This window comes from Planococcus sp. PAMC 21323 (assembly GCF_000785555.1).
Lineage (GTDB): Bacteria > Bacillota > Bacilli > Bacillales_A > Planococcaceae > Planococcus.
This window is the reverse complement of record NZ_CP009129.1, coordinates 1,314,434-1,328,015: the sequence shown is the minus strand read 5'-3', so window position 1 is coordinate 1,328,015 and position 13,582 is coordinate 1,314,434. Positions and strand designations below refer to the sequence as shown.

Annotated in this window: 14 protein-coding genes; 1 reads left to right on the top strand and 13 read right to left on the bottom strand. The window is 39.9% G+C overall.

Going from position 1 to position 13,582, the window contains the following annotated elements; translation table 11 throughout:
* Positions 1–151: 151 nt before the first annotated feature.
* The 8 genes from PLANO_RS06715 to PLANO_RS06680 form a co-directional block, all read right to left on the bottom strand.
* Positions 152–1,264 carry a Nif3-like dinuclear metal center hexameric protein gene (locus PLANO_RS06715; protein ID WP_038703698.1) on the bottom strand — a complete coding sequence of 371 codons (1,113 nt, stop codon included), beginning with the start codon at positions 1,262–1,264 and terminating at the stop codon, positions 152–154.
* Entirely contained in the window at positions 1,251–1,964 is a 714-nt protein-coding gene (locus tag PLANO_RS06710; RefSeq protein ID WP_038703697.1) for a tRNA (adenine(22)-N(1))-methyltransferase, read from the bottom strand. The genes PLANO_RS06715 and PLANO_RS06710 overlap by 14 nt, the downstream gene beginning before the upstream one ends.
* Before the next feature lie 62 nt (positions 1,965–2,026).
* On the bottom strand, positions 2,027–2,410 hold the full coding sequence (gene cccA / locus PLANO_RS06705; protein ID WP_038703696.1) for a cytochrome c550: 384 nt from the start codon (positions 2,408–2,410) through the stop codon (positions 2,027–2,029).
* A 229-nt stretch (positions 2,411–2,639) separates the two neighbouring features.
* Positions 2,640–3,782, bottom strand: a complete 1,143-nt coding sequence (locus tag PLANO_RS06700; RefSeq protein ID WP_038703695.1) for an acyl-CoA dehydrogenase — start codon at positions 3,780–3,782, stop codon at positions 2,640–2,642.
* A 154-nt stretch (positions 3,783–3,936) separates the two neighbouring features.
* The gene (gene rpoD / locus PLANO_RS06695; protein WP_038703694.1) at positions 3,937–5,091 is read right to left on the bottom strand and encodes an RNA polymerase sigma factor RpoD; all 1,155 of its coding nucleotides are present in this window, start codon (positions 5,089–5,091) and stop codon (positions 3,937–3,939) included.
* Between the two features lie 33 nt (positions 5,092–5,124).
* Positions 5,125–6,924 carry a DNA primase gene (gene dnaG, locus PLANO_RS06690; RefSeq protein ID WP_038703693.1) on the bottom strand — a complete coding sequence of 600 codons (1,800 nt, stop codon included), beginning with the start codon at positions 6,922–6,924 and terminating at the stop codon, positions 5,125–5,127.
* A gap of 198 nt (positions 6,925–7,122) precedes the next feature.
* A complete protein-coding gene (locus PLANO_RS06685) occupies positions 7,123–7,929 on the bottom strand; it encodes a pyruvate, water dikinase regulatory protein (RefSeq protein WP_038703692.1) in 807 nt (268 codons plus the stop codon).
* A 10-nt stretch (positions 7,930–7,939) separates the two neighbouring features.
* Positions 7,940–8,578 carry a transcriptional regulator CcpN gene (locus PLANO_RS06680; protein ID WP_038703691.1) on the bottom strand — a complete coding sequence of 213 codons (639 nt, stop codon included), beginning with the start codon at positions 8,576–8,578 and terminating at the stop codon, positions 7,940–7,942.
* Between the two features lie 325 nt (positions 8,579–8,903).
* Here PLANO_RS06680 and PLANO_RS06675 point away from each other — a divergent pair, with 325 nt between their 5' ends.
* The gene (locus PLANO_RS06675; RefSeq protein ID WP_038703690.1) at positions 8,904–10,280 is read left to right on the top strand and encodes a glycine--tRNA ligase; all 1,377 of its coding nucleotides are present in this window, start codon (positions 8,904–8,906) and stop codon (positions 10,278–10,280) included.
* A gap of 352 nt (positions 10,281–10,632) precedes the next feature.
* On the opposite strand, the gene recO is transcribed toward PLANO_RS06675, so the two are convergent.
* From recO to ybeY, 5 genes are read right to left on the bottom strand one after another with little or no spacing between them, the layout of a single operon-like run.
* A complete protein-coding gene (gene recO / locus PLANO_RS06670; RefSeq protein WP_038703689.1) occupies positions 10,633–11,415 on the bottom strand; it encodes a DNA repair protein RecO in 783 nt (260 codons plus the stop codon).
* 12 nt (positions 11,416–11,427) lie between these two features.
* Complete coding sequence (gene era, locus PLANO_RS06665; RefSeq protein ID WP_038703688.1) at positions 11,428–12,345, bottom strand: GTPase Era; 918 nt, start codon at positions 12,343–12,345, stop codon at positions 11,428–11,430.
* Entirely contained in the window at positions 12,329–12,739 is a 411-nt protein-coding gene (locus PLANO_RS06660; RefSeq protein ID WP_038703687.1) for a cytidine deaminase, read from the bottom strand. Before PLANO_RS06660 ends, era begins: the two co-directional genes overlap by 17 nt.
* Before the next feature lie 19 nt (positions 12,740–12,758).
* Positions 12,759–13,112 (bottom strand): diacylglycerol kinase family protein, encoded by a 354-nt coding sequence (locus tag PLANO_RS06655; protein WP_038703686.1) that lies wholly within the window; start codon positions 13,110–13,112, stop codon positions 12,759–12,761.
* The gene (gene ybeY / locus PLANO_RS06650; RefSeq protein WP_038703685.1) at positions 13,099–13,581 is read right to left on the bottom strand and encodes an rRNA maturation RNase YbeY; all 483 of its coding nucleotides are present in this window, start codon (positions 13,579–13,581) and stop codon (positions 13,099–13,101) included. The genes PLANO_RS06655 and ybeY overlap by 14 nt, the downstream gene beginning before the upstream one ends.
* Position 13,582 lies beyond the last annotated feature (1 nt).

Below are 13,582 nucleotides of genomic sequence, written 5' to 3'. Positions count from 1 at the left end.
TCGGAAACGTATCAACACAATTGACGAACGTTCGTTTTTTTCGGATGCTTTTACGGACGCTTTTCTTTAATCTTAAAGTACGTAGTTTTTAACTATTACTATAGATCTTCTTTAAAATCTGCATAAAAAAAGAAGAAGCCGCAGCTTCTTCTCACATAAACCGGAAAGGTTCTGTATTCGTCTCAGATGGTAAAAATTCGCATTGCCACGTGGGTTGCTGTTTAGACATATGGTCCACAACACCTTTGATCATCACTTTTTCAACATGGTGACCGGGATCGATAACGTTTAATCCAATGTCTTGAGCGTCTTGCGCTACATGGAAATACAAATCGCCTGTTACGTATACATCTGCACCTGAACGCTTTGCTTGTTGAATGTATTTATTGCCATCGCCACCGAGTACAGCTACTTTTTTGACCACTGCATCAGCAGCGCCTACAACACGAAGCGAAGGAACGTCTAATTGTTGTTTTGCCCACTGTGCAAACTCGTCTAAGGTCATTGGTGTTTCAAGCGTACCTACACGCCCCAAGCCCATTGCCGTTTCCTTGTTTTCTAATGCAAGGACATCGTAAGCCACTTCTTCATACGGATGTGCAGAAATCATCGCTTTAATCACACGATCTTTTTCGTTTTTGCGTACAACTACTTCTATTTTTGATTCTGCAGTCACTTCCATTTTACCGGTTTCTCCAATATAAGGATCTGCATCTTTTGTCGGCCGGAAACGACCTGTACCAGATAAGGTGTAGCTACAAGATTCATAATCCCCGATTGCCCCGGCTCCTGCTTTAGCTAAGGCTTCTCGAACTACTTCTTCATGAGATTCTGGAACAAATACCGCAATTTTTACTAATTCCGCTTCATAAGTCGGAACCAATACTTTAGTATTTTGCAAACCAAGTGCTTCAGCCAACAAATCATTGACACCACCTACAGCCACATCTAAATTGGTATGTGCTGCATATACCGCGATATCCGACTTAATGAGCTTTTCTACTAACCGGCCTTGTGGTAAATCAGTTTGCAAGTTTTTTAATGGACGGAAAATTGGGGGATGATGAGCGATAATCAACCCTGCGCCTTTAGCAATTGCTTCGTCAACGACTTCTTCATTAACATCTAAGGTAACTAAAACACGTTCAATTTTCTTGTTTAATGTACCTACATGCAAGCCGATTGGATCATTTTCCATCGCTAAATATTTTGGTGACCACTTTTCGAATTCCTCAATGATTTGGTGTCCATTAGGAATTTTCACGTTGCAACACCTCTTCTACTAATTGTATTTTTTTAACGAGTTCTTGTTTTTTCTCCACAATTTCAATGGTTTGTGCGGTTGCTTCCATTGAAGCCACAATTTTTTTCCATTGTGCGCTTTCACGCATCCATTTTTCATGGAAAATTGCTGTTTTATGTTTTAATAGCTCTGGTCCCATTAGTAATTGTTGAGGAGACCATGATACAGGTGACTCTGCTTTTTCAAGGACTAAAATTTCATATATTTTTTCGTTTTCTTTCAAAATTTCTTCTTCTACGATATTCCAGTCATTTAAAACGGCCCAGTCACGAATTGCTTTGGCGTGAACATTTGGCTGTAAGATTAACCTTGCTACACCTGTTAATTTTTCGCTACCTTGTGCTAATATCGAGCATATTAAAGGACCACCCATGCCCGCTATTGTAATGGTTGTGATCCCGTCTTCAGGCAAGATTGCATCGAGTCCACTTGCTAATCGGACCTCAATTTTTTCAGTCAACTGTTCTTGCTGAACTTGTTTTTGCGCCGATTCAAATGGACCTTTAACGACTTCTCCAGCAACGGCTTTGTCAATAACGCCATTTAATACCAAATAACATGGCAAGTATGCGTGGTCACTGCCAATGTCAGCGACTATTGCACCTTTTGGTACGTGATTGGCAACCCTTGTTAACCGATGTGATAATTGTTGAGCATTCATATTGGTCCTCCTAATTTAACAGAAAAACCCTTAGCTCTTAAAGAACTAAGGGTTTTCAGATGCTATTCGAGTGATAATACCCATTCAGCCATTGCTGCCGCGTTTGCTTCATCAACAAGTCCGCCTGGCATACCGCCTTTACCGTTAACCAAAATGTCTTCGATATCTTCTTGTGGAAGTTCTGTAGCTACTAATGATGGACCTACTCCGCCTTCATAGCTTGAACCGTGACAAGAAATACAGTTTGCTTGAGCTGTAGCTTCTGGATCGAAATCTCCAGCAGCTTCTTCTCCGCCTTCTGCAGCTTCTTCTCCGCCACCTTCTTCTGTTGCGTGTTCTTCAGCGATTTCAGCTTCGTTACCTACTCCTTGTACTGACAAGAAGAAAATTAAACCAATACCGAACGCCATGATTAAGATATAAGGTACAATTGCATTTTTTTGCATCCGTTACCCCTCCCTCTACTAAGTTCTGCTTGATGATATTATTCGTATCATTCATTATTGTACTGTATTATCATTGAAACGAAAAGTCTTAACAGATAACTTTTCCTTGTTTGTGACAAAAACGGTAATTTAATTTCATTTGACACGACTTTCACTTGTTTTTAGTTGTTTAATTTTCAATTAAATCTTTTAAATATAGTAAGCCCTGCAAATTGCAGGGCTTACTTTTTTAGTAGCAACCGATTTGGCGTGCAATGACCATGCGTTGAATTTCAGATGTTCCTTCACCGATTTCCAGCAATTTTGCATCGCGCATATATCGTTCTACTTCATATTCTTTCATGTAACCATAGCCGCCGTGAATTTGAATCGCTTCAGAAGCAACTTCCATCGAAATTTCAGAGGCATATAACTTTGCCATAGAAGCTTCTTTTGTAAACGGTCGACCTTGATCTTTTAGCCACGCAGCTTTGTAAACCATGTTACGAGCCAATTCTATTTTCATGGCCATGTCAGCAAGTTTAAATTGCGTTACTTGAAACTCAGATAAAGTTTTTCCAAACTGTTTGCGTTCTTTAGAATAAGCAAGCGCTTTGTTAAACGCCCCCTGTGCAATCCCCACAGCCATAGCAGCAATACCAATACGACCACCATCTAATGTTACTAAGAACTGCTTAAAGCCATCTCCACGCTTGCCTAACAAGTTTTCTTTTGGCACACGGACATTTTCTAATACTAATTCTGTTGTGTTTGAAGAATGCAGACCCATTTTTTCGTAATTATCAATGACTGTAAAGCCTTCTGCATCGGTCGGTACAATAATCGCACTAATTTCTTTCTTGCCATTTTCCATTCCAGTAATTGCTGTGATGGCTAAATGCTTCGCGTGACTAGCATTTGTAATATATACTTTCGAACCGTTTATGACCCAATCATCACCGTCTTCAATTGCACGAGTTTCTGTTCCTCCTGCATCTGATCCTGCATTCGGCTCTGTTAACCCGAAAGCACCAAATGATTCGCCTGTACAAATCGGCGCTAAGTATTTTTCTTTTTGCTCTTCAGTTCCAAATAAATTTAGCGGCGCACCACCAAGTGAAATATGTGCAGAATAGGTAATTCCAGTAGAAGCACAAACGCGGCTCAATTCTTCTGTCACAATAGCAAAACTCGTTGTATCCGCTCCCGATCCACCGTACTTTTCATCAAACGGCAAGCCCATCATCCCCATGTCAGACAGCTGTTTAAAAATTTCAGTTGGAAACGCTTTAGAACGGTCGCGATCAATGGCCCCTGGTGCCACCACCTTATCAGAAAATTCCTTAATAGTCTTTTTGATCATTTGTTGTTCTTGTGTCAAATCGAAATTCATTTGTTTTACATCCCCTTTGTCATGAATACGCTTACAACTATCATTATATAGGGAAAATTAAGACGAATTCAAGCTTTAACTCGAATTCCTATTATTTGCTCGATAAAAAAGAGCCGCATCTGTATAAAACCCGATGCGACTCTTGTATATTTTATTATTCAAGAAAATCTTTTAAACGTTTGCTACGAGATGGATGACGCAGTTTGCGTAGAGCTTTTGCCTCGATTTGACGAATACGTTCACGTGTTACGCCAAATACTTTGCCTACTTCTTCTAATGTTCGCGTACGACCATCATCTAAACCGAAACGTAAACGCAATACGTTTTCTTCGCGGTCAGTTAATGTGTCCAAAACATCTTCTAACTGTTCTTTCAACAATTCGTAAGCAGCATGATCAGATGGTGATTGTGCATCTGAATCTTCAATAAAGTCACCTAAGTGCGAGTCATCTTCTTCACCGATAGGCGTTTCAAGTGATACGGGCTCTTGAGCAATTTTCAAGATTTCACGAACTTTTTCGGGAAGTAAATCCATTTCTTCTCCAATTTCTTCCGGAGAAGGATCACGGCCAAGATCTTGCAACAGCTGACGCTGTACACGAATCAGTTTGTTAATCGTTTCAACCATATGAACTGGAATACGAATAGTCCGGGCTTGGTCAGCGATCGCGCGAGTAATTGCTTGACGAATCCACCAAGTTGCATACGTACTAAACTTGAATCCTTTAGAGTAGTCAAATTTCTCAACAGCTTTGATCAAGCCCATGTTCCCTTCTTGGATTAAATCCAAGAACAACATTCCACGTCCAACATATCGTTTTGCAATACTTACTACTAAACGTAAATTGGCTTCTGCAAGGCGTTTTTTCGCTTCTTCGTCACCTTGTTCGATCAATTTTGCTAAACGCACTTCTTCTTCAGCTTTTAATAAATCCACACGTCCAATTTCTTTCAAGTACATACGGACAGGATCATTAATTTTAACGCCAGGTGGAACACTTAAATCATTTAAATCGAATTTATCTTCAGTTGGTTTCATAAGACGGTCTAAATGCTCTTCATCGTCGGATTTACGCTCCAATTCGATGCCGTGTCCTTCTAATTGATCGATAAACTCTTCAACTGCATCGGATTCCATTTCGAAAACCGCTAATTTGTCAGCAATTTGCTCGTAATTGAGTTCTCCGGTTTTTTTACCTGCTTCAATTAGCTGTTTTTTCGCTTCTTCAACAGTTGCTTCCGGACCTTCAGTAGTCAATGGAACATTGCTTGCTTCAACTTCAGTTTGGCGTTCAGATTTCTCAGCCATGTGACTTCCTCCTTTAAAAAAACCGGAATTAACTTACAATGATTTTCGTAAAGCAATCACTTCTTGTGCAAGAAGTAAAGCGCGCTTTAAGTCATGCTGTTTTTCCGCTTCTTTTGATTGCTGGATTTTTAAATTGATTTGCTGCTCGATCCGATGTTTTTGCAAATGCTTTAAACAATCGGCAATTTCTTCGTCCGCATGTTCCGGATCGCGTTCGGATAATGCGGTTTCCATAACTAATTTGCGGAGTTCTGCATCTTGCAATGTCTCCAGAAATTTATGGAAATCTGCTTTATCCCATTCCTCATAGAAACCGAGCAATTGAACGTATAGCGCCTGGAATTCTTCACTGACGAAGGGAATTCCATTGTCTTCGACCACTAATTTATGCATTACCATTGGATCAGCCAATGCATGAGATAAGAGCATCCGCTCGGCTCTATGCAATGAAGTAATCCTTTTCGGCTCTTTTTTAGGTGTCTTAATGACCGATGGTTCAGGACGGTTTCGTTCAATTGTCTTATTTTCTAATTTCCGATAATGCTGCAGGATAGCTTCTTGAGACAATCCAGTTTCCACTGATAATTGTTTTATATATAAATCTCGCTCTAAAGGCGAGGATCTACCCGCTAAAAGTTGCAACACTTCCTGTATGTATTGCAACAGGTCGTTTTCATACTGAAAGTTTTTATGTCTTCGGGCGTGCATCATCGCGAATGCGATAAATGCGTGTGGTTTACCGATAATCTGATCTTTAAAAGCCTCAGCGCCGTTATCACGAACGTAATCATCAGGATCCATTTTCCCGGGTAACACTGCTACTTCCACTTTAAAATTTTCTTCGTTCAAAGCAATGGCAGCTCGTTTTGCAGCTTCCCATCCAGCATCATCTCCATCAAAACAAATGACGACTTCTTGAGCAAAACGCTTCATTTGTCGAATGTGCTGAGCAGTTAATGATGTGCCCATAGTTGCTAAAGCATTATCAACACCTGCTTTACCCGCTGCAATCACATCCATAAACCCTTCAAACAAAATGATTTTTCTATTTTTGCGTATAGCGCTTCTAGCATGATGTACATTATAAAGCACTTGGCTTTTTTGGAAAATCGGAGATTCAGGGCTGTTCATGTATTTGGCTTCTTGCTTTGTATGTTCAAGAACCCTTCCAGAAAAGGCGATTACCTTGCCTGATTCATTCATAATCGGAAACATGATTCTACCACGGAATCGGTCAAAATAGCCGCTTGATTGCTCACGCGCAATCGCTAATCCGCTCTTTTCTAATTCTTCATCAGAAAAACCTTTTCGTTTTAATGAAGAAGCCATATAGTTCCACTCTGGAAGTGACCAACCGATTCTATATTTCTCGATAATTTCTCGAGTAAAGCCCCTATTTTCCAAATAGTCCAATGCCGCTTGGCCTTCTTCCGTATTCAATAAAATATGGTGATACATGTCCGCAGCAAACTCGTGCATCAAAATCAATTGTTGATCTTCTTTTGATTGCACCGGACCGGAATCGGCAGGGGCTTGTATATCGACATCAATGCCAGCGCGACTCCCTAATCTTGACAAGGCATCTTGGAACGTTATGTTTTCAATATCCATCAGAAAAGTGATGACATTGCCACCAGCTCCACAACCAAAGCAATGAAAAATCTGCTTATCGGCTGTAACTGAAAAAGATGGTGTGCTTTCTCCATGGAAAGGACAAAGGCCAAACCAATTGCGACCTCTTTTTGTTAATTGGACATATTCACCAACAACATCAACTATGTCTGTGCTGGACCGAATCTTTTCAATAACTTCTTCAGGAACTCTACTGGACATTTTTTTCACCATCTTTGTTTGCTTAACTTAAGTAATTCGTGATACAAAGACAAAATCCTTCATTTTTCGACAAAAAGTTAAAGCGAACTATTTATCCATTAGTAAGCTTTAGCCACAATTCTTCATTATAAAACTTATTAATGAAAAAATCCACCAAAAAGAAAGAAAAACCGCCTCTAAAGGTGGTTTTCCCAAAAATCATTTTTGGAGTTTGCCGAGTATCAAATTTGCCGTTTCTTCTACAGCTCGATTTGTTACATCAACGATTTCGCAACCAATGCGATCGACTACGTTGTGAAAATGTTTAATTTCTTCGTGAATACGATCGATTTTCGCGTAATTTGCATCATCGTTCAAACCTAAAGCAATCAATCTTTCTTTTCGAATATAGTTGAGTTTGTCTGGTGAAATAACCAAACCAAAGCATTTTTTCGGATCTACTTGGTACAATTCCTCTGGTGGATCGACTTCCGGTACGAGTGGTACGTTAGCCACTTTTAAGCGCTTGTGTGCTAAATATTGAGATAATGGTGTTTTAGATGTTCGAGAAATTCCCACTAATACAATATCCGCCATCAAAATGCCACGTGGGTCTCTTCCATCATCATATTTAACCGCAAACTCAATGGCTTCTACTTTTTTAAAATAATCATCATCAAGTTTGCGGACTAAACCTGCTTCTTGCAAGGGTGATGCATTCAGTTCATTTTCGAGTGCATCTAATAATGGTCCCATTAAATCCACTGCCGTCACACGAAACTTAGCTGTTTCAGACTGCATATAATCGCGTAATTCTTGCGAAACTAATGTATAAACGATAAACGCTTTTTGTGCGACAGCCAATTTGACGATTTCTTGTAGATGATCAATTGAATCGATATAAGGAAACCGTTTTAAAACTGCATTTTGATCTGCGTTCAAATATTGACTAATTGCTGCTTTCGCGACCAGTTCTCCTGTTTCACCAACGGAATCGGATACAATAAATAATCGCAGTGATTTCATGATTGACACCTCACAAATCGTGGTTTTCAGATAACGATAAAAACGCACGAGTAATATTCGTTTTAGTTAATCTACCGACAACTTTAAAGCCGTCTGGCTGTTCTTCTACTACTGGCAGTGCATCGATTTGTTGATTGATCAAACGATGCGCTGCTTGAATCAGTGATTCATTTCTAGCGCAATATGTAATGTTGGGCATACGCGTCATAATAATATGTACGGGAATACTCGATAAGTTTTGGCTACCCAAACTTGCTCGCAACAAGTCTTTTCTTGATAACACTCCTACTAGATGCGATTTTTTATCCACAACAAAAAGTGTCCCAACATCATCTAAAAACATTTGGCTGATGGCATCGTATACACTCACATCTTCTCGAACAACAACCGGTATTGACTGAAAATCCTTTACTTTCATATTGTTCATCGTATCGGTAACATCTTGTCCTGGTTTTTTACCTGAATAAAAATAACCAACGCGGGGACGGGCATCTAAAAAACCCGCCATCGTTAAAATGGCTAAGTCCGGTCTAAGCGTTGATCTTGTTAAGTTTAGGCGATCCGCAATCTGTTCGCCAGTAATCGGACCATTCCCTTTTACAATTTGTAATATTTCTTCTTGTCGTTTATTGAGTTCGATTGGACTCACCGCCTCAAAAATAGATATATGTTATACTCAATATCAATTATTATATACTAATGAACGGTATATTGCGAAGAAAACATTGTCATGATATAATTATAAACGAACTCAATATAGGCAATGACGGATAAATGAGTACTGTAATTTTAGCGAGTAGGGATAGTGAAAGCCTACACTAACAGGAAACGGCGATCCCGAGCTATTTTTATTTTAAAGTGGACTGCACATCGCAGTCAATCGAGGTGGAACCGCGGGTCTAAACGTACTCGTCCTCGGGCATGTAACTATGTCCGAGGGCGAGTACGATTTTTTATTTTATGGAGGTAATTTTATGTCAATGGAAGATGTAGTAGCATTAGCAAAACACAGAGGCTTTGTATTCCCTGGCTCTGAAATTTATGGCGGTTTAGCGAACACGTGGGATTATGGTCCACTTGGTGTTGAACTAAAAAACAATATTAAAAAAGCATGGTGGAAAAAATTCGTTCAAGAGTCTCCTTATAACGTAGGACTTGACGCTGCTATTTTGATGAACCCGAAAACGTGGGTAGCTTCTGGACATGTCGGTAACTTTAACGACCCAATGATCGACTGTAAGAGCTGTAAAACTCGCCACCGTGCAGACAAATTAATCGAAGATGCTTTGGATGCAAAAGGCATTGAATTGATTGTTGATGGCTTGTCGTTTGATCGTATGGCAGAATTGATCCAAGAACACGAAGTAAAATGTCCTACATGTGGCAAATTAGACTACACAGACATCCGTCAATTCAACTTGATGTTCAAGACATTCCAAGGTGTTACAGAAGCTTCAACAAACGAAATCTTCTTGCGCCCAGAAACAGCTCAAGGTATTTTCGTTAACTATAAAAACGTTCAACGTTCTATGCGCAAAAAAATGCCTTTTGGTATTGCACAAATCGGTAAGAGTTTCCGTAACGAAATCACACCTGGTAACTTTACATTCCGGACACGTGAATTCGAACAAATGGAACTTGAATTTTTCTGCAAACCTGGTGAAGATTTGGAATGGTACGCTTACTGGCGCGATTTCTGTAAAAACTGGCTATTGAACTTAGATATGAACGAAGACAATATGCGCTTGCGCGAGCATGACGAAGACGAACTTTCGCATTACTCAAACGCAACTGTTGATATCGAATACAAATTCCCATTTGGCTGGGGCGAGCTTTGGGGTATTGCAGATCGTACTGATTTCGACTTGAAACGCCATATGGAACATTCAGGAGAAGACTTTAATTACATCGACCCTGTAACGAACGAACGCTTCGTGCCTTATTGCATCGAGCCATCTCTTGGAGCAGATCGCGTGACATTGGCTTTCCTAGTAGATGCTTTCACAGAAGAAGCACTTGAAAACGACGACAAACGTACAGTATTGAAGTTCCATCCAGCTTTAGCTCCTTATAAAGCAGCTATTCTTCCATTATCTAAAAAATTAGCAGAAGGCGCAACAGGCGTATTCGCTGAACTAGCTAAGCATTTCATGGTGGATTATGACGAGTCTCAATCAATTGGTAAACGTTACCGTCGCCAAGACGAAATCGGCACACCTTTCTGCATCACGTACGACTTTGATTCAGTAGAAGACGGTCAAGTTACAGTGCGTCACCGTGATTCAATGGAACAAATACGTATGCCAATCGCTGAAGTACAAGCCTATATCGAAAAACATATTCAGTTTTAAGTCAGAAAAGCGGAAGTGCCTGGTCAGCTCTGACAGGCATAAGGCAGATTAGCAGTGTGGTGTTCTTTGCCACGCAGCTAAGTTGACTTATGTCCCGAAGAGCTAGGCACTGGAGTCTAGACACAGAAAAGCGGAAACGACCGTTCAGCTCTGACAGGCATAAGGCAGAAACAATAACAATTACTAAAAGAAGTAGTGGAATGACTATTCCCTACTTCTTTTTTTGTCTACTAACGGGACGTCTGTGAGCTGGACAAAGCCGAAAGGCAGTTCATTTTCCTAGCTTTCAACAAGAGCCATATCCAAAGTGACCTGAGCAACTCTTTTCTATGAAAAAAGAGTTGCCTAAAGACTATTCGTCTTTAGGCAACTCTTCTTTTTTGGGTAAAAATTCGGGAGTTCGTTCTAATTGTTCAAGAAACTTTCTCGACTTTAAGCGAATCCCCGCTTTTTCTTCATAAATTGTGCGAACAATTTGTTTCAGTAAGTTCTTCGATTCTTTTTTCAAGGTCAGCGAACCTACGCGCTCAATTGGCACAAAATAAAATGTACGGATTAGTTTCACCAGCGCTGGACTCAATCGAATAATGTAACGATCGATATGAAAACAACGATGACATAGAAATCCAAGTTCCTGAAACGAAAAGGCAAATTCTCCTTCAGTCGATCCACAATTAGCACATTGATGAAGTGTTGGTGTTAATCCAGCTGTTTGGAGCATTTTCCATTCGACAAACAAGGTAATCGCTTCTGGATCATACCCTTCGTCGATCGCATGGAGGGCTTGATACAACATATTAAAAATGGCAGGTTGCGGTTCATCTTGTTCAGTTAAACGATCAATTAATTCCGTAACATAACTTGCATAAGCAGTAGACATAATGTCTTCGCGAATATGCCGTAGTGATTCTAACGGATCACCCGCCTGTATAGTGCCCATGCCTTTTCCTTTATAGATAGAAAAACTCCCATGAGTAAACACTTGCGTAATTGCCGCTAATCGACTAGCAGGTTTTTTCGCGCCTCTAGCCATACAAGTAATTTTCCCCGCTTCTTTTGTAAACAAGGTGACGATTTTATTGGTTTCGCCATAAGGCATTGTGCGAATGACAATGCCCTCTACTTGATTTTGCATGGGAAGGACTCCTTAATATTCGTCGTCTCTAAAGCCGAAATCGCGTAAATGCATTGCTTTATTGCGCCAATCCTTTTGAACTTTCACCCATAACTCCAAATAGACTTTTGATCCAAGCAAGTTTTCGATATCCCGGCGAGCACGTGTACCGATTTGTTTAAGCAATACGCCTTTTTTACCGATAACAATACCTTTTTGAGAATCGCGCTCGACCATAATTGTTGCTTGAATTCGAATCATGTCTTTGTTCTCTGAATCGGGTGCAATTTTTTCAATTACAACTGCAATCGAATGAGGAATTTCTTCGCGCGTCAAATGAAGTGCTTTTTCACGAATCAATTCAGAAATAATAAATCTTTCTGGGTGATCAGTGATTTGATCTGCTGGATAGTATTGAGGTCCTTCAGGTAGACGCTCATTAATCTTTGTAAGTAAAGCTTCAACGTTATTTCCTTCTAATGCTGAAATTGGAATCACTTCTGCAAAATCAAATTCTTTGCTGTAGGACTCGATAATTTTTGGTAAATTATCTGGGTGCACTTGATCGATTTTATTAATTACTAAAAATACCGGAACATCAATGTCTTTTAGCATTTCTAATACGTAACGGTCTTCTTTACCAACGCGGTCTATGCCACTTGCAACGAATAATAAAACATCCACTTCACGAAACGTATTTTTTGCGACTTTCAACATAAAGTCACCTAGTTTATGACGCGGTTCATTAATACCTGGTGTATCGATGAAAATCATTTGACTATCATTGGTAGTCACAACGCCTTGAACTTTGTTTCGTGTTGTTTGAGGTTTATCACTCATAATGGCAATCTTCTGCCCAACGACACGATTAAGAAACGTCGATTTACCGACGTTCGGGCGACCTATGATTGAAATAAATCCTGATTTAAATCCGTTATTCTCTGGCTGCATATTTTAAATCCTCCGTTGAAAATGCGCCAGGAAGCAATTCACTAATTGTCGTTTCCTGAACGTCACCTTTTAAATTTGTTAAGTAAACTGGCATGTCTGGTGAGCAAAATTCTGCTAATACCTGTCTACATGCTCCACAAGGCGATACAGGACCTGGCGTATCAGCTGACACAGCTAAAGCTACGAATTTCTTATCGCCTTCAGAAACCGCTTTAAATACGGCTGTACGCTCTGCGCAATTAGTCATTGAATAACCTGCGTTTTCAATATTACAGCCTAAATATACTTTTCCATCCGCTGTTAATAATGCAGCGCCTACTGGAAATTTTGAATAAGGTACATATGCATTGTTTCGCGCCTCTATCGATTGCTTCAATAATTGTTCTTTTTCCATTTTTATCACCTCTGCGAATTTATAACCATTTGGGTAGAAAGATTAGTAAACCAATTATAGCACTTGCCACTGCAAATACCAAAACTGCACCCGCTGCCATGTCTTTAGCTTGTTTTGCTAGCGGATGAAGTTCTGCTGTTGCCAAATCCACTACTCGTTCAATGGCCGAATTCACCATTTCCAATGCAATCATACCCGCAATTAACAATATCACTACTAACCATTCTGTGTATGATAAGACTGTCAACCACCCCGCAATTACGACAATAATAGCGGCTAAAAGATGGAATCTAATATTTTGTTCACGTTTTAAAGCTGTTCCGATTCCTTGAGCAGCAAACAAGAAAGAACGAAAAAATCTACGCGCCTTCATGGTTATCACGCGTAATACCAAGTGAGACTAAGATCTCCTCTTGGCGAGAAAACATTTTCTTTTCGTCTTCTTCTGTCATGTGATCATAGCCCAATAAATGTAAAAAGCCATGCACTGCTAGAAAGCCCAATTCTCTTTCAAAAGAATGTCCAAAATCCTCAGCTTGTTCTTTAGTTCGGTCAAGAGAAATAATAATGTCTCCCAACATGCGTGGTTCTTGTGAGCCGATGATCGCTGTTTCGCCTTCCCCCAGTTCTTCCATTGCAAATGAAATGACATCAGTAGGCTGATCTTTTCCTCGATATTCGCGGTTAATGTCTCGAATCATTTCATTGGTTACAAAAGTCACGGATACTTCTGAATCCGTGACTTTTTCTTGTTTCGCAGCGTGTTCTACTATTTTTTTCACAAAATCCAATTCTTTTTGATCCAAGCTTTCTGTCTCATCCATAAAATCAATCGCTATCATA

What these genes read in the sequence shown, in the direction of transcription:
- PLANO_RS06675 (WP_038703690.1), top strand. Translation starts at nt 8,904, where the DNA reads ATGTCAATGGAAGATGTAGTAGCATTAGCAAAACACAGAGGCTTTGTA.
- era (WP_038703688.1), bottom strand. Translation starts at nt 12,345, where the DNA reads ATGCAGCCAGAGAATAACGGATTTAAATCAGGATTTATTTCAATCATA.
- PLANO_RS06660 (WP_038703687.1), bottom strand. Translation starts at nt 12,739, where the DNA reads ATGGAAAAAGAACAATTATTGAAGCAATCGATAGAGGCGCGAAACAAT.
- PLANO_RS06685 (WP_038703692.1), bottom strand. Translation starts at nt 7,929, where the DNA reads ATGAAATCACTGCGATTATTTATTGTATCCGATTCCGTTGGTGAAACA.
- PLANO_RS06710 (WP_038703697.1), bottom strand. Translation starts at nt 1,964, where the DNA reads ATGAATGCTCAACAATTATCACATCGGTTAACAAGGGTTGCCAATCAC.
- recO (WP_038703689.1), bottom strand. Translation starts at nt 11,415, where the DNA reads ATGCAAAATCAAGTAGAGGGCATTGTCATTCGCACAATGCCTTATGGC.
- cccA (WP_038703696.1), bottom strand. Translation starts at nt 2,410, where the DNA reads ATGCAAAAAAATGCAATTGTACCTTATATCTTAATCATGGCGTTCGGT.
- rpoD (WP_038703694.1), bottom strand. Translation starts at nt 5,091, where the DNA reads ATGGCTGAGAAATCTGAACGCCAAACTGAAGTTGAAGCAAGCAATGTT.
- PLANO_RS06655 (WP_038703686.1), bottom strand. Translation starts at nt 13,112, where the DNA reads ATGAAGGCGCGTAGATTTTTTCGTTCTTTCTTGTTTGCTGCTCAAGGA.
- dnaG (WP_038703693.1), bottom strand. Translation starts at nt 6,924, where the DNA reads ATGTCCAGTAGAGTTCCTGAAGAAGTTATTGAAAAGATTCGGTCCAGC.
- ybeY (WP_038703685.1), bottom strand. Translation starts at nt 13,581, where the DNA reads ATGATAGCGATTGATTTTATGGATGAGACAGAAAGCTTGGATCAAAAA.
- PLANO_RS06700 (WP_038703695.1), bottom strand. Translation starts at nt 3,782, where the DNA reads ATGAATTTCGATTTGACACAAGAACAACAAATGATCAAAAAGACTATT.